Below are 20,923 nucleotides of genomic sequence, written 5' to 3' on the forward strand. Positions count from 1 at the left end.
GTATTATGCGCAAACTACACGATCTTACCCGGCCAGTGGCCGGGCTAGCAGCAGCAGTTACACTAGCTTTTAGTGCCACCGCTAACGCCGAACCCAGTCAAATCAGCAGCGTCAAACTTGATGCTACGGTGGCACAAATCCGTGATCTCTACGACGTGCCTGGCATGGCCATCGCTATTGTCGAAGGTGATCAGGTGGCGTTTGCCAAGGGTTATGGTGTGCAAGAATTAAATGAGCCCGCAGAGGTTTCTACCCGCAGCTTGTTTAAAATCGCCTCGGTGACAAAAAACTTCACAACCGCGGCCTTGGCGTTGCTGGTCGATCAAGGGAAACTCAATTGGGACGACCCAGTCATCGATTATATTCCGGAGTTTCGTGTGCAAGACCCTTGGATAACCCGCAACTTCAAGGTTCGTGATTTACTCATTCACAAAAGTGGTTTGAACTTAGGTGCTGGTGATCTGATGTTCTGGCCCACACCCAACGATTTTACCCGCGCCGACATCCTTCATGGCTTACAATATTTACCCATGACGCGTGGTTTTCGCACGCAGTACGCCTATGACAATATTTTGTACGTGCTTGCTGGCGAATTAACCGAGCGCATCACCGGACAGCGCTGGGAGACCTTTGTCGAAGAAAATCTGATGCGCCCTCTCGGTATGGAATACTGCTTTGCAGGACCCGTACCTGAGCAATATAAAAAGTACATTGCCCAACCGCACGGGATTATCGATGACCAACCGACCGTTGTGCGTCGTGATTTTGCCGATGATTACCTGACGTCGGCGCCAGCTGGTGGCATTCGCTGCAGCATCCAGGCGATGGCCAAGTGGATGAAGATGCATCTCGCGCGCGGCACTTACACCGACAGTGATGGCCAACAACACCAGTTGATCAGTGCTCAACAACATGCCGAACTTTGGTCACCTCAAACCATTATGAACGTCGGCTCCCGTGCGTATGACTGGGATAACACCCACTTTGCCGCTTATGGACTCGGCTGGCGAATGCACGATGTTGATGGTCTATTACGCGTGCACCACACCGGCACCTTACATGGTATGAATGCTTACCTGTCGTTCTTTCCGGAACTCGATGTCGGTTTTATGGTGTTAATGAACCGCGCCCATAGCGATGCGCGCACGGCGATGATGCGCACCATGATGAAAGCCTACACCGACAGTCCCGAGCAAGACTGGATTGCCAAAGTGCAAGAGTGGCGGCAACACGCCAACGCCCGACGCGCTGCGTCATTCGACGAGCCGGAAACTCAAGCAGTCACGCCAGCAGTGGCGGCGCGAGTCGTCGGCGAATACGTCGACCCATGGTTTGGCAAAGTTACCGTCAGCTGGAACGATGGACAGTTGCGTTGGCGTTCACACCGCTCGGCGCGGATGGTTGGCGAGCTCTTCCACATTAAAGGCGACACCTTTGCGGCGCGTTGGGACGACCGAACCCACCACGCCGATGCGTATGTGCGGTTTACCACCACCATGCAAGGGGAAATTCTTGGCATGCAACTGGCACCGATCGATCCCGCTGCGGACTTCAGTTTTGACTTTGAAGACCTTAACTTTACGAAGCACTAATTCATGAGTAATGGCTTACATTTTCGACCGACGCGGGCCGAGATCGATAGTACCGCACTCCGCCACAATGCCGAAGTTGCCCGTCAACATGCCGCTGATTGCCGCCTGTTAGGGGTAATTAAAGCTGACGGGTATGGGCATAGTGCCGAGCACGTTGCCCAGGCCATTAGCGACAGCGTCGATGCCTTTGCCGTGGCGTTTATTGATGAAGCGTTGCGTCTGCGTGATGCTGGTTTCTTGCAGCCTATTGTGCTGCTAGAGGGTTGTTTTTCGGCCGCAGAGTTGCCTATCTGCGCCCATTACGATTTACAACCGGTGGTACACCAGCAACACCAACTTGATGCGATTGTCGCGGCACGGTTGGTCAAACCCATTGCTGTTTGGTTGAAGTGCGATACAGGTATGCACCGTCTCGGCTTGCCACCTGATCAAATTCCCGCAGCAAGAGCGCAGCTTGATACCAGCGCTAATGTCGCCAGTGTCACGCTCATGAGCCACTTTGCTAATGCCGACGTTTCCCACCATTTCCTAAATGATCATCAACGTGAAGTATTTGCTCAAGTTTGTGCTGAGACAGCACCTACGGAAGCATTAAGTGTTGCCAACACCGCAGCATTGTTAAGTAGCACAATAGATGTGGGGACCGGCAGCAATCGGTGGTGTCGTACGGGTATTATGCTGTTTGGCGTTGACCCTACCGATCAACCGACACAAGTTCGATTACAACCCGCCATGCGACTCGTTACCGAAGTCATTGCGCTACGTGAGATCAACCAGGGAGAACGCGTCGGTTACGGCAGTCGTTGGCAGGCGCAACGGAACAGTCGCATCGCCACTTTGGCGATTGGCTACGCCGATGGTTACCCGCGCCATGCGCCCAACGGCACACCGATTTGGCTCAACGGCCAGCGCGTGCCATTAGCCGGTACTGTATCAATGGATATGCTAACGGTAGATGTTACTGAACTTGAGTGCGTTAACGTGGGTGATGAAGCCGAGCTTTGGGGCCCCAATTTGGCTGTTAATGAGGTTGCCGAAGCGGTTGGAACGATCAGTTATGAGCTATTGTGTCGCGTAAGCTCACGGGTGCCACGTCATTTCAAGTAACTCCGTAAGAACAAACCTCACAAAATTATGATGAGAATCATCTTCTCTTTAGTTTGCGTTATGTTAGCTTGGAGAAACTAACCACGACGAGGACCGCAGATCCCTGTTTTGTTGTCTGGGCTCAGGTTTAAAGTAAAATGAGTCTACTGCAGAAAACTAAAGATCTTTCACCGGCCTATTTCGGTTTCGTGATGGCAACGGGAATTATTGCCATTGCCGCGCATCAACAACATTACCCAATCATTGCCAAACTGTTATTCTTGGTGTCATGTATCGGTTGGCTCGTCCTCGCTTATCTCTACACCTACCGCGCCATAAGATTTTCCAAAGATTTTACTACCGACCTGATTAGCCATAGTAAAGGCCCAAGTTTTTTTACTACCGTTGCTGCAACCGCGCTTATCGGCAGTCAGGTCATGCTGCTTTATGATCTGTACTGGGTTGCTTTTTCGGCATGGTTGCTGGCCTTGCTTCTGTGGTTAATTCTCACTTACACTGTATTTACTGCGCTCACGATTCGCCGCAACAAGCCTACTCTTGATAAAGGAATAAGTGGCGCATGGTTACTTGCGGTAGTTGCAACTCAAGCGGTTGCTGTTTTGTCTGCACTTATCGCCACTCAAACATCTCAACCGTGGCGATTAGAATTGAACTTCCTGGCGCTATCTATGTGGTTATGGGGAGGTATGTTGTACATCTGGATGATGTCACTTATTTTTTATCGCTATACCTTTTTCCAATTCTTACCTGGTGATCTGGCGCCTCCTTATTGGATAAATATGGGTGCGATGGCAATTTCGACACTTGCCGGATCGCTACTCATTATCAATGCGCCAAATGCACCTTTTTTACAAAGCATAAAACCTTTCATCAAAGGTTTTACCGTATTTTATTGGGCCACCGGCACATGGTGGATTCCAATGTTGCTTATCCTCGGTATTTGGCGCCATGTCGTTCGGCGTTTTCCATTCGGCTATGATCCTTTGTATTGGGGTGCCGTGTTCCCCCTCGGAATGTATTCTGCCTGTACCTTTGTCATGCTGCAGGCAATGGAATTCTCGTTTTTAGATGGGTTGCCCACGGTATTTTTCTTCCTTTCTTTATTGGTTTGGTCGGTAACATTTTTTGGCTTATGTCGTAATTTAGCAAAGCTGCGCCAACAGCTTTAACGCGAAAAATCATCTCTGGGCATTTTGCAACCTTCTTTTAAATAATTTATGCCTAAAAAATTTGTTGTTTGGAATATTATTCCATTTTAAGATGGGCTACGTACATTCACGAAATTCGCAGGCCCAATAGGGAGAACGTGTGAAATACATTGCGTTAGCTATAATCCTCACTGCTTTGTCAGCTTGCCAACCGGCGCCAACAGAACCACCACAAGCGGTAGCAGTAGCTGTCGAATATCAGTCATTACCGAACTATCAACATGATGTTATTGGCATGCAAGAGCAGTATCTTGAATCCGAGTTCTGGACCAAGCGGCTGCAGCATCCTGATGCGTTAATCATGACCTCAAGTGAAATTGCCGATTTCAACGAACGTTCGTATGCCGTGCAAGACGAAATGGTCTACCTAATAGAGCATCCTAAGCAACTAAGTGCTGCCGAATTAAATAACAAAATTGACGCCATCAGTAGTCTACCCAGTTATCCACGGTTCTATGCCAGCGGTGAACAAGCTACAGCCGAACAATTAGATGTCTATCGAAACGCCGCCAATATTGACGCCATTCAAGCAACCAATCCGGTACAGTTTGGACTTGTAGTTAAGCGCTCCGCAATGCGCACCTTCCCGACACGCGACAAGCTGTACAGCGAAGACCTTGATCTTGATATCGACCGTTTTCAGGAGACCGGCGTATTTCCCGGCATGCCATTGGCGATTTTGCATACCAGCAGCGACGGCAAATGGTACCTGGCGCAGTCGTATCATTATCTAGCTTGGGTACAGGCAAAAGATGTCGCTATCGGCCCACGCGATGAAGTTCTTGGGTTTGCCAGGAAAGAACCCTTTGCGATGGTCGCCGAAGCCAAGGTTGAAACCAATTACACCCCGAGTTTCGAGCCGGTATCTGACGTGCAACTCGATATGAGTACACGACTACCGTTGCTAAGCGCCGCAGAAACCGGCCACGATGTCCATGGCCAGAATCCATTTGCCAGTTACACCGTGCAACTACCTATCCGCGACGCCAACGGCGACCTTGCCTTTTCTCCAGCGTTAATTGCCCGCCACCATGATGTGCATGTCGGATATCTGCCCTATACTGAAGCCAATGTCATCAACCAGGCCTTTAAATTCCTGGGTGAGCGGTACGGTTGGGGCCATGATTACAATGCCCGCGACTGCACCGGATTTGTATTAGAAGTTTATCGCAGTATGGGCATTGATATGCCGCGTAACTCCAGCCAACAAGGCTACGGCAGTTACGGCGATACCGTGGTGTATGACGAAAACAGCAGTAACGAAGAAAAGCTTGCGCGACTCGCTAATGCTAAAGTTGGTGACTTAATTTATTTACCAGGACATGTGGTGATGTATATTGGCGAAATCGAGGGCCAGCCTTATGTTATTCATGACGTCCATGGCTTGAGCTACCGTGACGCGGAAGATCAGCACTATGAAGGTACACTCAACGGTGTTTCGGTAACCCCCCTTGTCGACCTTGGCTTTGGTGCGAACGACACTTACTTAGACCGCATCTATGCGATTAAATCGGTACGCTAAACAGGATCTTATATGAAAATTACTGACATCAAATTTGCCATGCTGCGCGTGCCTTTGAAAACACCATTTAAAACTGCATTGCGCACTGTTGAGTCGATCGAAGATATCGTCATTATGGTACATACCGATACCGGCCACGTAGGTTACGGCGAAGCGCCAGCGACCGCAGTAATTACTGGCGATACCCATGGCTCTATGGTTGAAGCCATCGACCGTATTATGAAGCCGAAACTTGTAGGTCAGGAGGTTTCCGACCTCAATCACATTATCGGACTCATCCAAAACGGTATTATTCGCAACTACAGTGCCAAAGCCGCTGTGGAAATGGCGGTTTATGACCTCTGGGGTCAACTCTACAACGCCCCACTTTATAAAATGCTTGGTGGTGGTGTGCCAACTATTTCTACCGATATCACCATCAGCGTCGACTACATCGACAAAATGGTGGCTGACTCGCTAGAAGCCATTGATCGCGGTTTTGAAACCCTGAAAATTAAAGTCGGTAAAGACATCGGCGTTGATATTGAGCGGGTAAAAGCAATCTATGCCGCTGTTGAAGGTAAAGCGCTGCTGCGCCTCGATGCCAATCAGGGCTGGACACCAAAGGAAGCAGTTTACGCGTTGCATAAACTGGAAGGGGCTGGGGTGCGTTTAGAGCTGGTAGAGCAGCCCGTTAAGGCGCGTGACATCGATGGTATGAAATACATTACCGAACGTGTTCACACCCCGGTAATGGCCGATGAAAGTAGTTTCGGTCCGCGCGAAGTTATTGAACTGATCAAGATGCGCGCTGCCGATATTATTAATATCAAGTTAATGAAAACCGGCGGTATTTCGAATGCCATCAAAATTGCTGATATCTGTTCGGTATACGACATGCAGTGCATGATTGGTTGTATGCTGGAGTCCAGCATTAGCGTATCCGCTGCGGTTCATCTGGCCGTTGCGAAGTCTAATGTGATCACCAAGATTGACCTTGATGGCCCATCGTTGTGCGCTTTCGATCCAGTCAAAGGCAGTGTCAGCTTTAAAGATGCTGAGATATCGATTAATGACTCTCCGGGTTTAGGTATTGAATCGATTGATGGTCTTGAGGAATTTATTCCTCGCAGCTAACGGCTAGGCCGAAATTAGCTAAGAACAGGTTCAAACCACAACTTCAGTAATCCTAAAAGCAGGGCATAACGCCCTGCTTTACTGATCCAGACAATCACCAAAAACTGCCAGAACTTCAACCGCAACATACCTGCGATAAAGGTCAGAGTATCACCAATAAAAGGTGCCCAAGCCAGCAATAACGACCATTTACCGTATCGCTCAAACCACCAATGCCCGCGTTCCAGGGTTTTGCCCTTAAAGGGGAACCAACGACGATCCTGGTAGTGCAATAGAAAGCGCCCTAAAGCATAGTTGACCACGCTTCCCAGAGTATTGCCGACTGAAGCACTGAGCCAGATCAGCCAGACGTTGTAACCCATCTGCTGCGCGCTGATCACCAGCACTTCGGATTGTGCCGGGAGTAGTGTGGCGGCCAAAAAGGCCACCAAAAACAGACTTAAATACACACTTACTCTTTACGGTAGCGTTTAAACCAAGCCAGTGCGTGCTCAACTTTCGCCACGATGCGTGATGGTTTTGCGGTAACGCCATGATAGGCGTCAGGTACACGGACCATGACCGTATCGACATTGCGTAGTTGTAAGGCTTGGTAGAACTGTTCGGTTTCTGCCATTGGCGTACGACGGTCCAGTTCACCGGTAAACAGCAAGGTTGGCGTGGTTACATTACCCACTAAAGACAAGGGTGAACGTTTCCAGTAGTGCGCTAAATCTTCCCACGGCATGGCCGGAAATTGATTCTGGATCTGACCGACCGAGCTATCTGCTGTCAGTGTTTTACTGACCCAGTTAATCACCGGATTGGTCGCAGCCGCAGCGTTAAAGCGATCCGTTAGACCGATCGCGTAAGCTGTCGCGATTCCGCCGGCTGAACCACCAGCAATGTACAGATTATCCGGGTCGGCAATACCCGCTTCAATCAGTTTGTCGACTCCTGACATGTGATCGGCAAAGTCCCGCTCTGATGAATAGAAACCATCCAGCAGATTGGCAAACTCTTTACCATAGGAGGTACTGCCACGGTAGTTGGCATACAGCACGACATAGCCTTCAGCAGCGTAGCGCTGATGCTCGATACCAAACACCGGCCCATAGGATGCATGTGGCCCGCCGTGAATCTCTACGATAGTCGGATAGGTTTTCCCTGCTTCGTAACCTGGCGGCAAAATGTACCATGCCTGAATTTCGGTGCCGTCAAAAGATGATTCATACGTCATCTCACGTACTTCACCAAGATCGCGGTAACCCAGCACATCACTGTTCAAATCGGTCAACTGCTGGGTCTTTCCATCAACTTCCAGCGCGACATTTGCCAGGTCATAAGCAGTGGCGTGCGTGAAGGCGATCGCACCGGTTGCTGGTGCCACAGAGTACATGCCGCTGGTGTACACACGGCTGACGTAAGTCCCACCTAAACTACTTACACGATCCGTTAATTGGCCATCCAGATTAACCTCGGCCACCTTGGTCAAACCACGATCGGTGTACTGCACCGTCAAGCGCTGGTTATCAATCCATTGCGGACTTTCCAGAGCACGGTCAAGGTCAGTCTTAATCGCGGTTAACGCGCCACTTTCCCAATTTAACCGGTGTAGCGTGCTGTTACGGTAAGGAACGGGCTCATTGTCGCCGTGCAGGAAAGCTAAGTGTTCGCCATCGGGCGATAAAGTTGCCGAATACTCGTCACCCGGAAGGTCGGTTAATTGCTGCAGGCTGTTGTCAGCCAGCGCTACCGCCCACAGGTCACTTTCGCGCGTTTGATATTCCCAGTTCTCAGTACGGTTGCCGGAGAACACGATATGCTGATCATCAGCAGCCCAGACTAAAGGTCCACGATGCTGAAAAGGTCCGTCGGTAATCTGCCGCGCACTGCCACCATCGCTCGGCACCACAAATACCTGATTGTATGAGGACTTCACTACCCCGCGGCCATCGCGTTGATAGAGGGTGCGTTCAACGATAACCGGGCTCTTGCCCCACTTCGCTTTTTCCGGTTTTTCCGGAGTATGCACACTCTTGGCGAAATCAGATTTTGGTTCTTCCACCGCCATCATAAATGCCAGCTGCTCGCCATCCTGCGACCACGCCATCTGGCTCGGACTATTCGTCACCTCGGTAACAGGTGCAACGCGCTGCTCATCGACCCAGAATACGTTGATCTGGTTGCGCCCTGAGCGGTTCGAAGTAAACGCCAGTCGCTTACCATCAGGTGACCAGGTTGGGTTGCCGTAGCTGTGTTTATCAGCGAAGAGTGGTGTATGTTGCCCCGTTGCCGTATCGATCAGCCACAGACCTTTGCGGGTGCCGTCGGTCATAATATCGAAGCTGTTACGGATATAAGCGATGTACTTACCATCAGGTGAGATTTGCACATCGTTCGCATGCTCTAGCGCGAACACGTCTTCCGCTTGTAAAGGTTGTGTCAAATCAGGCTGATGCTGGGTGTCCTGCGCCATAGCCGGCGAAAGAAAAAGCGCCGAAGCGAGACAAAAACTTAAAGCTGTTGGATTTAATTTATACGTCATAATTGGGCTTCTCGTTGATCTGTGATTTGATCTCTAGTACCAACGAGACTACCCAAAGGTAAGGTGTAATAGCAACTTAACTAGACCAATCTCGTAGTTTTAGAGATTAATCGTTTGCTGATTTACGGGTAAGTTTATCGAGATACCCCATGGCGAAAGCCGAGCCGACAAAAGTCAGGTGAATTATCACATACCATTTAATCTTCTCAATACTGGTGTTTTCTGCGTTCATAAAAACTTTCAACAGGTGGATAGACGAAATAGCGACTATCGACGCCGCAACTTTGTTTTTTAATCCGCCAGAATCAATTTTACCCAACCACGCCAGCTTTTCGGTATCACCACTAATATTTAACGTCGAGACAAAATTCTCGTAGCCGCTCAGCATCACCATCACCAACAAACCGCCCACCAAGGCTATGTCGATCAAGGTCAGGGTTAGTAGAATTAAATCCACCTCTGGCATCGTGAAAATCAATGGAATGGCATGAAACAGTTCCTGGAAAAACTTAACCCCCAACAACATTACGGCAATACTCAAGCCAAGGTAAATGGGCGCCAACAACCACCGCAAGCTGTACATTAGATTTTCAACAATACGTTCCATGACTATTCCTATTCGCAAAATCAATGCTCAGAGTTTAACGTGACTCGGTGCGACTTGCCATACATCAAGTAGGGCACTTACCCGCGTTTGGATAGCTGCCAAGTACCAGAACCTTGTTGCGCAGTTTAATTAGCGTCAATGCCGCCCGAATCGCAGTATCTTCGCAATGCCCTTCACATTCGATATAGAAGTGGTACTGGCCAAACCCTTGTCCAGTTGGGCGCGACACCAAAGAAGTTAAGTTCACACGGTAAGCCGCAAATACCTGCAAATGCTCTACCAACAGGCCTGGGTGGTCGGTGTCATCAATGATCAGTAGCGAGGTTTTATAAGCTATATTTTCAGCTCTTGGCACAGATTCCCCCGTCGGCACACGCACTGCAACAAAACGGGTTTCGTTATGCGCATAATCGGTTACGTCGTGCTGTGTATAGGCAAAACTATGATCGCCGAGACAGTGTTCCGGCACTACCGCGGCGGCGGGCTCACGACTTTGTAGCAGTAACTGCAGTGCTTCGCTATTACTGGCGGTGTTCATAACGGGTACGTTGTATTGACTCAAGCACTCACTGCATTGGCCTTGCGCGACAAATTGTGCATAAATTTTCTGCGGCGTATGATGGTTGGCCACCAATGAAAAGCGCACCGGAATCGTTAATTCGGCGACAATTTCAAGAGACCTTTTGACAAAAGTATCAATGACCGGCGACACCACTCCCTCGACGATATTTTCAATGGGTACCACAGCACTATCCGCTTCGCCTGGAAGGGCTTTTAATACGCGCGCCAAAGCAGGGTAAAATTGTAAGGTATAGTTGCCTAACTGCTGCCCGTACTCACAAGCAGCAATTTCGGAAAAGGTGCCGGCTGGGCCGAGAGTCGCGATACGCATGTTGAGCTCATGTTCCTGTAGGTTCACCTGTTAAGGTAAACAGGATTCCGAGCCGATGCTAGTGCTGCGTACAATTGTTTTGCAAATAACGTTGCCGGCGGCGTGGCTTCAATTGTTGCAGATCGACGATGAGCAAGGCGTCGATACTGTTATTAAATGCCGGATCGACACTGAAACACGCAAACTGTACACCACCTGGTTCACATAACTCGCTGTACTGCTTGAATAGCGGCGGCAATTTCACCCCTAGCTGCTGGAGTTCACTTTTTAAGGTTTGTAAGTCTTGTGTGTAGTCGATGCCACGGAACAATAATGCCATTGCTGCCTGTTCATCCGGTGTGTAAATAAACGGGTGATTGGGTTGTGCCAACACTTGTACCGGCGGGAACCATTGCTGATAGAACCAAACAATTCGTACCTGCGCCGCCCGCGGGAATTCACCCGACAGACTTACCGGTCCAAATAAATAGCGAATCGATGGGTGCTTTGCTACAAAAGCCCCAATACCCTGCCACAGGTAATCGAGGCTATGCCGGCTACGGTGTTGGGGTTGAATAAAACTACGGCCAAGCTCCATGCCCTGTAACAAATACTTTTCCATGGTCGCCTGCAGTTTAAACAGGCTGGCGGTGTAAAGCTGGTTAGTACTTTGTGTCGCCGTGGCGTGGTTAACCACAGCAAGACGATAACTGCCGGCAATTTCCAGCGTGCTATCGTCCCAAAGTAACAAGTGACTAAACTCGACATCGTACCGATCAAGATCGCGGCGTTGCCCGGTCCCCTCGCCGACGGCCCGGAAAGTTAACTCACGCACCCGTCCCAGTTCGCGGATCAACGGACAATCACTGCGGTAATCGGTGAAAAACAACTGTTTGCCATCGGGTGTTGCGCCAAGGTAAGCGCATTCCTGCAACGCTCTGCGCAGCGCATCCCTAGGCTCAGGTAACGCAATGCCCTGCTCCGTGGGAAGCATGCCCGACTTGCCCTGACCCAGACGATACAAGTGCTTGCGGAGCAAATGAACACGGTTCTTCATACTTAGGTCGGCCCGCTGGTGATGGCGAAATGGTATACACCGGCCGATACGGAAATGAATCTCACCGGTGCGCTGACGGAACATTTCTTCGATCAGTAACAACGTCGACAGAGGTTTATACATCATCGACGAGGCATAAAAGGTCCACGAATTACGTCCGTCGATATGAATCGGCACTATGGGTGCCTGTGCGCGATCAGCAATTCTTAAAAACCCAGCATTCCAACGGGTATCGCGGACACCTTTAGGCCGCAGACGTGATACTTCACCAGCAGGAAAAATAATCAAGGCTTTGTCATCAGCTAAATGCTGTTGAATCGCTTTAATTTGCTGACGCCCCGCCTTACCGCCCATGTTGGTTACCGGCAGCAGCATCGGCCGCAGAGCCTCCAGGCTCCACAGAACATCGTTCGCAATCACTTTCACGTCAGGGCGTACTTCACTGACCATTTTCAGCAGCGCTACCCCATCTAGCGAACCGATAGGATGGTTCGCAATAAGCACGACCTTGCCCTGGCAGGGTATATGTTCCCGCTCACGATCGGCGACCGTATACTGAAAATCGAAGTAATCCAAAACTTGGTCGACGAAGTCGCGGCCGCGTAGGTGGCCATAATCTGCGGTAAACTGCCGCAGTTCATCGGCATGTAAAAGTCGCTGCAACAGCTTGCTTACCGGGCGTTGTAACCAAAGCTCGAAGGCTGGATGCTGCAATAATGGCGGCAGCTTTTGCTGGATAATCTGTTCAACATTTAACATGCACCAGAGCATGCCGTAGTTCTGTGACGCTTTTGTGCAGCTGGTATGAACAATTGGTGACAACGCAATTATGTAATATGCTGAATACATCGACGCACACGAGGATCTATTATGTTTCAGTTATCCAAGAAGCTGCTGCCAGGCGCTAGCTTATTACTGGTTATGGGCTGTTCGCCACAGCCCTCCGCTCCAGTTCCGGCGGCTGACACAGTGGTCAATAATGTAAATGTGATCACCTGGCAGAACCAGCAAGCAACTCTGTTTGAAGATGCCAATATCGCTGTTCAGGACGGCCGCATTGTCGCCGTCTCGTCAACGCTCGATGCCACCATGATCGGTGAATCCACCCAAGTTATCGACGGTAACGACGGCTATGCTCTGGCGGGCTTTACCGAAATGCACGGGCATGTTCCTGCCGCGGTAAATTTTGCTGACATGCCGGCCAGCTACGCTAACGACATGTTATTTCTTTATGTTGCCAACGGGGTGACCACAGTAAGAGGTATGCTTGGCTATACCAACCAATTGCAGCTTAAAGATGATATTGCCGCGGGTAAACGTGTTGGGCCAACGTTATTTCTCGCCGGACCCAGCTTTAACGACGCCACCGTCGAGTCACCAGAACAAGCCGCAGCGCGGGTACAAGAGCACGTTGCCGCAGGCTGGGATCTACTCAAGATCCATCCTGGTCTGCAACTCGAAGAATACCGTGCAGTAGCCGCCGCAGCGAGAAATGCAGGAATTGATTTCGCCGGTCACGTGCCGGTAGATGTAGGAATTAGCGTGGCCATGGAGGAAGGACAGCGCACGATCGACCATCTCGACGGCTACCTGCGCTACGTCGATGCTATTGACCGGCCCATTACCCCAAGCGAGCTCGACACTCTGGTCGAGCTTACCTTGCAACACAACATGGCCGTGGTACCAACTCAAGCTCTATGGGCAACCTTAATAGGTGCCGGCGATGCGGAGTCACTGGCCAGCTATCCGGAGCTCGCATTAGTGCCAGAAAAGGTTCGGCAAGGTTGGCTCGGGTATTATCCCAGCCGCGGCTCTAGCTATTTCAACGTTGAACATGCGGCGGTACAGCAAGACAACCGCCGTAAGTTGCTCAACGCGCTCTATGACGCTGGTGCCAAAATCATTTTTGGTACCGATGCACCACAGCTGTTCAGCGTGCCTGGCTATTCAATTCATCATGAGATTCGCTACATGCAAGCCGCAGGCATGCCCTTAGAGGCAATTTATTACAGTGCAACTGTAGCAGCCGGGAACTATTTCTCCAGCTATGAAAACGCGCCAAAACTAGGCCACATAGCAACCGGGTATCAGGCCGACTTCATGTTACTCGCGGAGAATCCATTAGCATCCGCCGCGGCATTGAAACAGCCGCAAGGGATCATGGTCCGCGGCCAATGGTTCGACCGCACCACACTTGACGCCCGAATTGCTGACATTCGCGAGCGTTACCGCAGCCGTTAATGCTACTGCGTTTCTAACACCGCCTCATAGACGGCAGTCATCACGCTGCCGTAATTTCCGGTCTCAAAGGTTTTGCCAAGAAACTCAATAGCACCGTTTTCTTCTTCCGAAGTCGGGCTATGCCGCGCATTGGTCAACAAGATGATCCCGAGATCGAGCGCCGGATCGACCACCGTGGCAACCCCGGTCCAGCCAGTATGACCAAACGCCTGATGGCTGGCATAAGGACCAAAATGCCAGCGCAACTGCCCATCAGCCGCTCGCCGCCACCCCAAACCAAAGGTTCGCTCGTTTTGATGTGGCTGAGTGAAGGCATCAAGCACACTGGCTTCAAACAAATGCACGTCGCCGTAACCGCCGCCGTTCAATAGCGTCTGTATCAACACAGCTAAGTCTGGCGCGGTTGAAAATAACCCCGCATGTCCGGCCACGCCATCCATTGCATAAAAGGCTTTTTCATCGTGCACTTCGCCGCGCAGGGTATAGGTACGCACACCCGGGAAGTCGACCACCCCACCACGCGTATTGCCTTGTAATTCCGTCGCCGCAATCTCGGGCGCTTGGCGGCCTTTACGTAACGGCGTGAATAAGGTGTCGTGCAGTCCAAGAGGCACATAAATGTTGCGCTCGGTGTACTGATCCAGTGACATACCGGTGATGCGTTCGATAATGGTTCCCAGCAACATAAAGTTGGTGTCGCTATATGTGGATCGCACGCCGTTGCCAACATCGAACGGTACGCGCGTTGCCATCAGCCGCTGTGTCTTTTCTTTTTGTAGCGAATAGAAGCCTTTGCCAAGCTTGTTGTCGGGATCGAAGAAATGTACTTGTGGTGCGTAACCGGAATGGTGGTTGAGCAAATCTTTTACCGTTCGCGCTTCGCGACCATTACCACGGTATTCCGGCAAGTAGAAATAGATGGGCTTGTTAACGTCTAACAACCCACGTTCCACCAATTGCATCATCGCCATTGAGGTGGCAAAGGCCTTGGTATTGGAGGCAACGTCGAATAAGGTATCGGGCTGCATCGGCGTAGGATTCGGCAGGGGCTGCCCCTGCTCATCGTAGCGGTGTGCATAGCCATAGGCACTGTGCTTGATAACCTTGCCATCTTTCACCACTAGCAGCACAGCGCCAGGGAACCCATTGGCGACATCTGCTTCGATAAGACGGTCAACTTCGTCAAACTTGCCACGATAATCAGCAGTAGCATCAATCAACCGTGGGTAAGAAATACGCACATCGAGTGCCGCCCCTTGCGGTTGCACGGACTTCACATGGAAGGTATTGATGCCGTTTTGAGTCCGCCGCTGCAGCGAATAGTCATAGGTTTTACCCGCTAATAACGGCGTCGCAATGTTGAGTGTTTCACCGTTCACTTCGAGTACTGCGGTAACGTCCTGTTTACTGGATAGCACCAATTCGCCACGTCCGCGGTAGCTCTTAAACGCCGCCTTATCATTGACTAACTTACGGCTCGAGCGCTGCGCTTCAGGCTCTGGAAAGCTTGCATCAACCTGTCCGCGCTTGGGCTGCCAGGTCGGTGTCGGCCGCGCCGCAACTTCTGTTTGATGACGCTGCCACAACGCTTCCAGCTTGTTAGGAAAGTACTTCTCTAATAGTGCGAATAGCGCCGCCGTGGTTTGACTGTCAGCTTTACCACTCACCTGCCACGGCAGAAAGTGCATTTGAAACGCCGAGACGGTACTCGCTGTTGTTTCATCATAAATTCCAGTCTCAATAACGCCATAACCGTAAGCATTAAACGCGGCTTGTAACAAACCGGTATTTACAGGGTGTTGATTAAACTGTTTCCAATAGCGCGCTAACGTATCTTGTTCGTACCATGCACCGACACCCTGCTGATACAGCTGGTACCACGGGAAACGTGGCCCCGGATCATTCTTGCGCGTTGGTGTTATGTCGGAGTGACCGACGACCGCGGTAGGATGGATATCGGGATGACGAGCGAGAATATCCTGAGCTAAATCGATGACCTTTGCGATTTGTTGCGGATCATAATCAGGGTAAACGCAAAGTCGATTTTCACCATGTTCGGCGCGCGATGCCGGACTACTGTTATCCCACTCACATTGTGGAATATTGACGATTTCAATGCCAATCGATTGATCGTTCAGATCCGTACGGCCTTGCCAATGACTGTCACCGGCGTGCCACGCTCGTTCCGACTCATCGACCAATTGAAAAATTTTAAGATCGTCATGAGGATAACTTGGATCGCCTGACTCAGGCACCAGATAGTGCGAACTTAGTCCTTTCGGTTCGACCAGCACTTCGACACTTCTGCCATAGTCGATCGCGGTGTAGTGCATGACCAGAAACTTAATACGGTGGTCATAATTGGCAGAAGGCATTTGCTCATAATCGGCTAGGGTGCTGCAGCTATTCACTGCAAACAGTGCCAACAGAGCAACACTAAATGGTTTCAAAAAAGTACATGTCATGGGGTTTTACAATGCTCTTTGATAAAGTGTTCGTGGGTCGGTAAATGCGCCACAGATTGTGCGAAAACCCGTTGGATCGTTTGCAGATGTTGCTGCAGGGTCGCAGCTGGCATTTGTTCCGCCAGTGGATGCACATTCGCCGGTCGTAAGCCTTGTCCCTGGAACATCGAAAACCAGCTGATTTCATTAAATAGTTCGTTATTACTGTTTCGAAACACGCTGGCATTTTCACGATAGAGATCGAGTCGTTGCTGCAGCGAATCTGGAATTTCCATGTCGCGGCAATAGCGCCAGAACTCCGAGTCATCGCGGTCGGTCAGTTTGTAATGGCACATCACAAAATCACGAATATTGGTAATTTCTTCGGCCGTAAACCGATTAAAGGCTGCGGCACGCTCGCTCATTTCTCCCGGTCCGGGTAACAAACTTATCAGCCGCATGATTCCCGATTGGGTGAGTTGCAAACCGGTCGATTCCAGCGGCTCGATGAACCCTGCTGATAGCCCGATGGCAACACAGTTATGGCGCCAAGCCTGATCACGGCGGCCGTTGATCCAGCGTAAGTGATTGGCTCTGCTGTCGTGGTTACCGATGGTGTCGCGAAATTCGCGTTCGGCTTTTTCCGGGTCAGTGAACCGGCTTGAATACACCCAGCCTTCGCCCGTGCGGTGCTGCAACGGAATACGCCAGCGCCAGCCTTCGTGATGGGCGATCGAACGGGTGTAGGGCAAGATGTCGTCGTTATCGTGCTGGCCTGGTAACGCCACAGCACTGTCGCATGGCATCCATTTCCGCCAGTCGTGATAGCTTACATCCAACGCTTCACCGATGAGCAGCGCTTTAAAGCCACTGCAATCAATAAAAAAATCGCCCGCTAATTCGCCATTTTGCTCAAGTACTAAGGCATCAATAGGGCCATGCTTGACCTGTTGCTTGGCCTCGACCATACGATCGTCGATCGCGACCACACCGCGGGCGGTGGCATATTTTTTTAAGTACTGAGCATATTTCAGTGCATCAAAATGGTAGGCGTACTTGATATGCCCTAACGGACTGCGCTTGTCGGCTATCGGTCGAGTAAATTTATGCTCGATCGCCGCACGCCACTCAAGATTTAGATCGCTCAGGGGCATAGCATTTGCTTCGCCCTGTTCGCGCTGGTGGCGTAAATAATAATGATGAAAATGCACACCGTTTAACGTGACCCCATATGGGCCAAACGGGTGCATGTAGAAATCACCGAGGTTCTGCCAGTTTTCGAACGCAATGCCTAACTTAAATGAGCCATTGGTTTCACGCAGAAACTCGTCTTCGTTGATTTCGAGAAGTTGGTTGAATTCGCGAATGCCAGGAATAGTGGCTTCGCCAACAGATACGGTGCCGATCGCGGCGGATTCAACTAAGGTAATTCGGTACTTTTGCTGGTCAAGGACTTTGCTTAATGCGGCAGCAGTCATCCAACCTGCCGAGCCCCCACCTAAGATAACGATTTGATACGGATGCGTCATCGAATTGTTCATCAGAGGACCAAAATAGATGCGGCCAGCCGAGGCTGACCGCATTGTTGCTTTATCACCTTGCGACTTAGAAGTTGTAAGTCAACTGCAGGGTGTATGAACGCCCGCGTGGATCTGCTACGCGAGGGTCAAACGCTGCACCAGGTGAGTAATCGTTCTGGTGTGCAGTGAACGGTGGATCGCGGTCAAACAAGTTTTTGATGCCGAAAGTCACATCAATGTCTTCCCACGCCATGTAGCGCACACTGTAGTTGTAGATTAAGTAGCTACCTACTTCACCATCGTAGTACAACGGATCGGCGACACCTGAACGCACACCTGGTGGTGTTTCGTCGTCATAGCTATGACGATAAATCTGCGTCAAGTTATGTGCAAAATCGCCTTTAGCGTAGTTGAACATAATGGTGTGCTTCCAACGCAATGGAATGTTACCGCGTGAGTGTGTACCCACCAGGTTGTCGCCCCAATCTGCGTTATCGAGCAGTTTTTTCTTATCTTCAAGCAGGTAACTACCGTTGAAGTTAACATTCCAGATACCACCAGCCAGTTCGCCGTTGCTCTGGATGCCTACTTCAATACCGCTTGTCTCACGTCCACCAGCGTTGATGTAACGTGAATCGATGGTTACCAATTCACCAGCATCATTGCGAATGAAGTTATCTTTAAACAAATCGTAGTTTTCCAGCAAGTCGCGGAAGCCAGGAATCTGAATGGTTCCATCAATTTCGATGCGCCACCAGTCGACATTCATCGAGAAGCTGTCGGTCGGAGCGTAAACAACACCAAGGCTCTGTTGCTTAGATTCTTCAGGACCTAAATCTTCTTTACCACCAAATAAGCGAGTTGGCTGAATTGCGGTATCACAGTTCGGGTCGCTGGCGTCTACTTCACCGCCTGGGCAGTCGCGCGGATCTGCGAGATCCTGACCTGTGTACGGTTGTTCAGACACACCGTTATACAGTTGGTTAAATGAAGGCGTACGGAAACCAGTGCTGTACGCACCGCGCACCAATACTTCTTCTGTTGGGGTCCAGACTAAACCTACTTTAGGATTGGTAGTACCGCCAAAACCATCGTAATGGTCATAACGAACCGCGAGGTTCATTTCAAAGGTATCTACGATAGGTACCAAAGCCTCGGTAAAGACAGCTTTAACCGTGCGGTCGACATCGTCCAGTTCGTTACCGTTATCAAACGGCGCGCCATAAATGTCTGGACGGTCTGCAGCGGCACGGCGGTCGCCGTTGAATTCGTAACCTTCGTTCCGAACATCAACACCACCGGCAACGTAGACGGTTCCACCACCCAGGCCTAGATCCCAGCCAGTATCACCCGTGATCGACGCGTCGAACTGGGTCATTGTGGTTTTACCACCGTACAGCACAACACCCTCAGCAGAAGCGGCTGCTAATGCTGCCATACCTGCTTCAGTTTGCGACTGGTTCGGCAACAAGAACGGGTTGATATCACCGCTACCAATACCTTGCGCTAACAATGAGGTGTAGTGATAACCACCACCAAGTTGCGATTGCGATTCGTTGGTTGCGTGGCCTAAGCCGACACGGTAATCCCAGAATCCAATGCTACCTTCAACACCAAGCTGAATTTTCATTGCTTCGGTTGTGGTTTCGATTTCACGCGGACCACAATCCATGCAACGCCAGCGATAGGCAATTGGCGCACCAATATTTAGCTGGTCAGCACCATAAAATTCTGACAACGCGTTAACCACGTAGCCATAAGATGCACCAGTACTTGGATACCAGCCTTCAGTACCGATTGACCAAGGTGTGATCTGATTCGGCTCAAAAACTTTTCTCGAGGTCACTTCTGAACCCATGACTTCGACAAAGCCTTCAGCGTTATCGCCTAATAACTTAGTACCGCGAGCAACGAAATCGACGCTGTCGACCGGCTGCTGCAATGCTGCAGCGCGAGGGTAATCCCACGCACAGCTTACACCTGAATTTCGTTCACGGTTCCAAAGCTCAGCAGCGTCAGGGCCCATATTCGGATACACGTCACAACCCGGCATGCCAGGGAGAGCAAGCACGTTGAGTACGTCGTTAACACGGTCTGGATCACCTGGGTACTGTAGTCCTGTACCAATCAAGTTGTAATTCCGGTGCGTAGGATCGTTACCACTCCAACGACTATTAAGCGATGCGAATGGCGTACCACGCGTATCTGGTGACAAACCGCTTTCAGGTTGGAACGTATTGGTGAAGTCACGATCAACACCGCGCAAAATTTCTGCTTTGCGGTAAGACAATGACGCCATTACGTTATAACCGTCTGAATAAAGATCACCGGTACCCGTAACGACGTTGAAACGGTAAATATTACCGCTACCCGCTTCGGTGTGGTCAGCGAACACGCCAACTTCTGTACCTTGGTAGTCTTTCTTCAGAATAAAGTTGATTACACCACCGATCGCATCTGTACCGTAAACAGCTGAGGCGCCGTCACGTAAGATTTCAACACGTTCGATAGCAGAGAAAGGAATAGAGTTTAAGTCAACAGAGCGACCTTTAAGGCCGTGCGTTGCAGTACGACGACCGTTCAAAAGAACCAGTGTCGAGCCTGCGCCCTGTTGCCGTAAGTTAGCCGTTGAAGCACCGTTATTGCCGCGCTCTTCACCACCTACGATACCGGCGTTACTGCCTAGGTTGTCATTTGAATTTGAAGCAACGTTAAGTTGTAACATTAACTGTTCGGCAGTTGTAATACCTTGCGCATCAATTTCTTCGCGCGAGATAACAGTCAACGGTAAGTCGCCTTCCATCGATGTGCGCTTGATGCTTGAACCTGTTACTTGAATTCGTTCAACATTTTCTGCTTCTTCGTTTTGCTGTGTATTCTCTTCTGGATCGACATCTTGCGCATAAGCGAGGCCGCTCATACTTGTTGTCAATCCCAGCACGAGTGCTATTTTATTGAGTTTCACTTTGCAATCTCCGCTCGTTGTAAGAATCTGATGCGTAGCGTCACTACGCTTTGTTTTTATAATCTCTGTCGTGTATCGACGACTTACCACAACCGATGAAAAAATCCATCATGTATTGAAAGTACCACATATTCTTATAATGTAAA

The 20,923-nt window shown here is 50.3% G+C and carries 14 protein-coding genes; 6 read left to right on the plus strand and 8 right to left on the minus strand.

What is annotated here, in order from left to right; translation table 11 throughout:
* Window positions 1-5: 5 nt before the first annotated feature.
* The 5 genes from ACQ5ES_RS07255 (at window position 6) to ACQ5ES_RS07275 (ending at window position 6,545) form a co-directional block, all read left to right on the plus strand.
* A complete protein-coding gene (locus ACQ5ES_RS07255; RefSeq protein WP_445015258.1) occupies window positions 6-1,592 on the plus strand; it encodes a serine hydrolase in 1,587 nt (528 codons plus the stop codon).
* Between the two features lie 3 nt (window positions 1,593-1,595).
* Window positions 1,596-2,699 (plus strand): alanine racemase, encoded by a 1,104-nt coding sequence (alr, locus tag ACQ5ES_RS07260; RefSeq protein WP_445015259.1) that lies wholly within the window; start codon window positions 1,596-1,598, stop codon window positions 2,697-2,699.
* 137 nt (window positions 2,700-2,836) lie between these two features.
* Window positions 2,837-3,868 carry a tellurite resistance/C4-dicarboxylate transporter family protein gene (locus ACQ5ES_RS07265; RefSeq protein WP_445015260.1) on the plus strand — a complete coding sequence of 344 codons (1,032 nt, stop codon included), beginning with the start codon at window positions 2,837-2,839 and terminating at the stop codon, window positions 3,866-3,868.
* 139 nt (window positions 3,869-4,007) lie between these two features.
* Window positions 4,008-5,429: an SH3 domain-containing protein gene (locus ACQ5ES_RS07270; protein WP_445015261.1), complete on the plus strand. Its 1,422-nt coding sequence runs from the start codon at window positions 4,008-4,010 to the stop codon at window positions 5,427-5,429.
* 12 nt (window positions 5,430-5,441) lie between these two features.
* Window positions 5,442-6,545, plus strand: a complete 1,104-nt coding sequence (locus tag ACQ5ES_RS07275) for a dipeptide epimerase (protein ID WP_445015262.1) — start codon at window positions 5,442-5,444, stop codon at window positions 6,543-6,545.
* A 14-nt stretch (window positions 6,546-6,559) separates the two neighbouring features.
* Here the strand turns inward: ACQ5ES_RS07275 and ACQ5ES_RS07280 are convergent, their stop codons facing one another.
* The 5 genes from ACQ5ES_RS07280 to olsF form a co-directional block, all read right to left on the minus strand.
* A complete protein-coding gene (locus ACQ5ES_RS07280; protein WP_445015263.1) occupies window positions 6,560-6,994 on the minus strand; it encodes a YqaA family protein in 435 nt (144 codons plus the stop codon).
* 2 nt (window positions 6,995-6,996) lie between these two features.
* The gene (locus ACQ5ES_RS07285) at window positions 6,997-9,072 is read right to left on the minus strand and encodes a S9 family peptidase (RefSeq protein WP_445015264.1); all 2,076 of its coding nucleotides are present in this window, start codon (window positions 9,070-9,072) and stop codon (window positions 6,997-6,999) included.
* A gap of 106 nt (window positions 9,073-9,178) precedes the next feature.
* Complete coding sequence (locus tag ACQ5ES_RS07290; protein WP_445015265.1) at window positions 9,179-9,679, minus strand: TIGR00645 family protein; 501 nt, start codon at window positions 9,677-9,679, stop codon at window positions 9,179-9,181.
* Window positions 9,680-9,743: 64 nt separating this feature from the next.
* A complete protein-coding gene (locus ACQ5ES_RS07295) occupies window positions 9,744-10,571 on the minus strand; it encodes a prephenate dehydratase (RefSeq protein ID WP_445015266.1) in 828 nt (275 codons plus the stop codon).
* A gap of 58 nt (window positions 10,572-10,629) precedes the next feature.
* Window positions 10,630-12,366, minus strand: coding sequence for a bifunctional ornithine lipid synthase OlsF (gene olsF, locus ACQ5ES_RS07300; protein ID WP_445015268.1), 1,737 nt, complete (start codon window positions 12,364-12,366; stop codon window positions 10,630-10,632).
* 111 nt (window positions 12,367-12,477) lie between these two features.
* On the opposite strand from olsF, the gene ACQ5ES_RS07305 reads away from it, so the two are divergent.
* Window positions 12,478-13,848: an amidohydrolase family protein gene (locus ACQ5ES_RS07305; protein ID WP_445015270.1), complete on the plus strand. Its 1,371-nt coding sequence runs from the start codon at window positions 12,478-12,480 to the stop codon at window positions 13,846-13,848.
* Window positions 13,849-13,850: 2 nt separating this feature from the next.
* Here the strand turns inward: ACQ5ES_RS07305 and pbp4b are convergent, their stop codons facing one another.
* The 3 genes from pbp4b to ACQ5ES_RS07320 are packed head-to-tail and all read right to left on the minus strand — an operon-like array spanning window position 13,851 to window position 20,732.
* Window positions 13,851-16,313, minus strand: a complete 2,463-nt coding sequence (gene pbp4b, locus ACQ5ES_RS07310; RefSeq protein ID WP_445015272.1) for a penicillin binding protein PBP4B — start codon at window positions 16,311-16,313, stop codon at window positions 13,851-13,853.
* Entirely contained in the window at window positions 16,310-17,875 is a 1,566-nt protein-coding gene (locus tag ACQ5ES_RS07315; RefSeq protein WP_445015274.1) for a tryptophan halogenase family protein, read from the minus strand. The genes pbp4b and ACQ5ES_RS07315 overlap by 4 nt, the downstream gene beginning before the upstream one ends.
* 22 nt (window positions 17,876-17,897) lie before the next feature.
* On the minus strand, window positions 17,898-20,732 hold the full coding sequence (locus ACQ5ES_RS07320) for a TonB-dependent receptor domain-containing protein (protein ID WP_445015276.1): 2,835 nt from the start codon (window positions 20,730-20,732) through the stop codon (window positions 17,898-17,900).
* Window positions 20,733-20,923: the final 191 nt, after the last annotated feature.

The sequence above is a fragment of the Pseudidiomarina xizangensis genome (assembly GCF_052541995.1).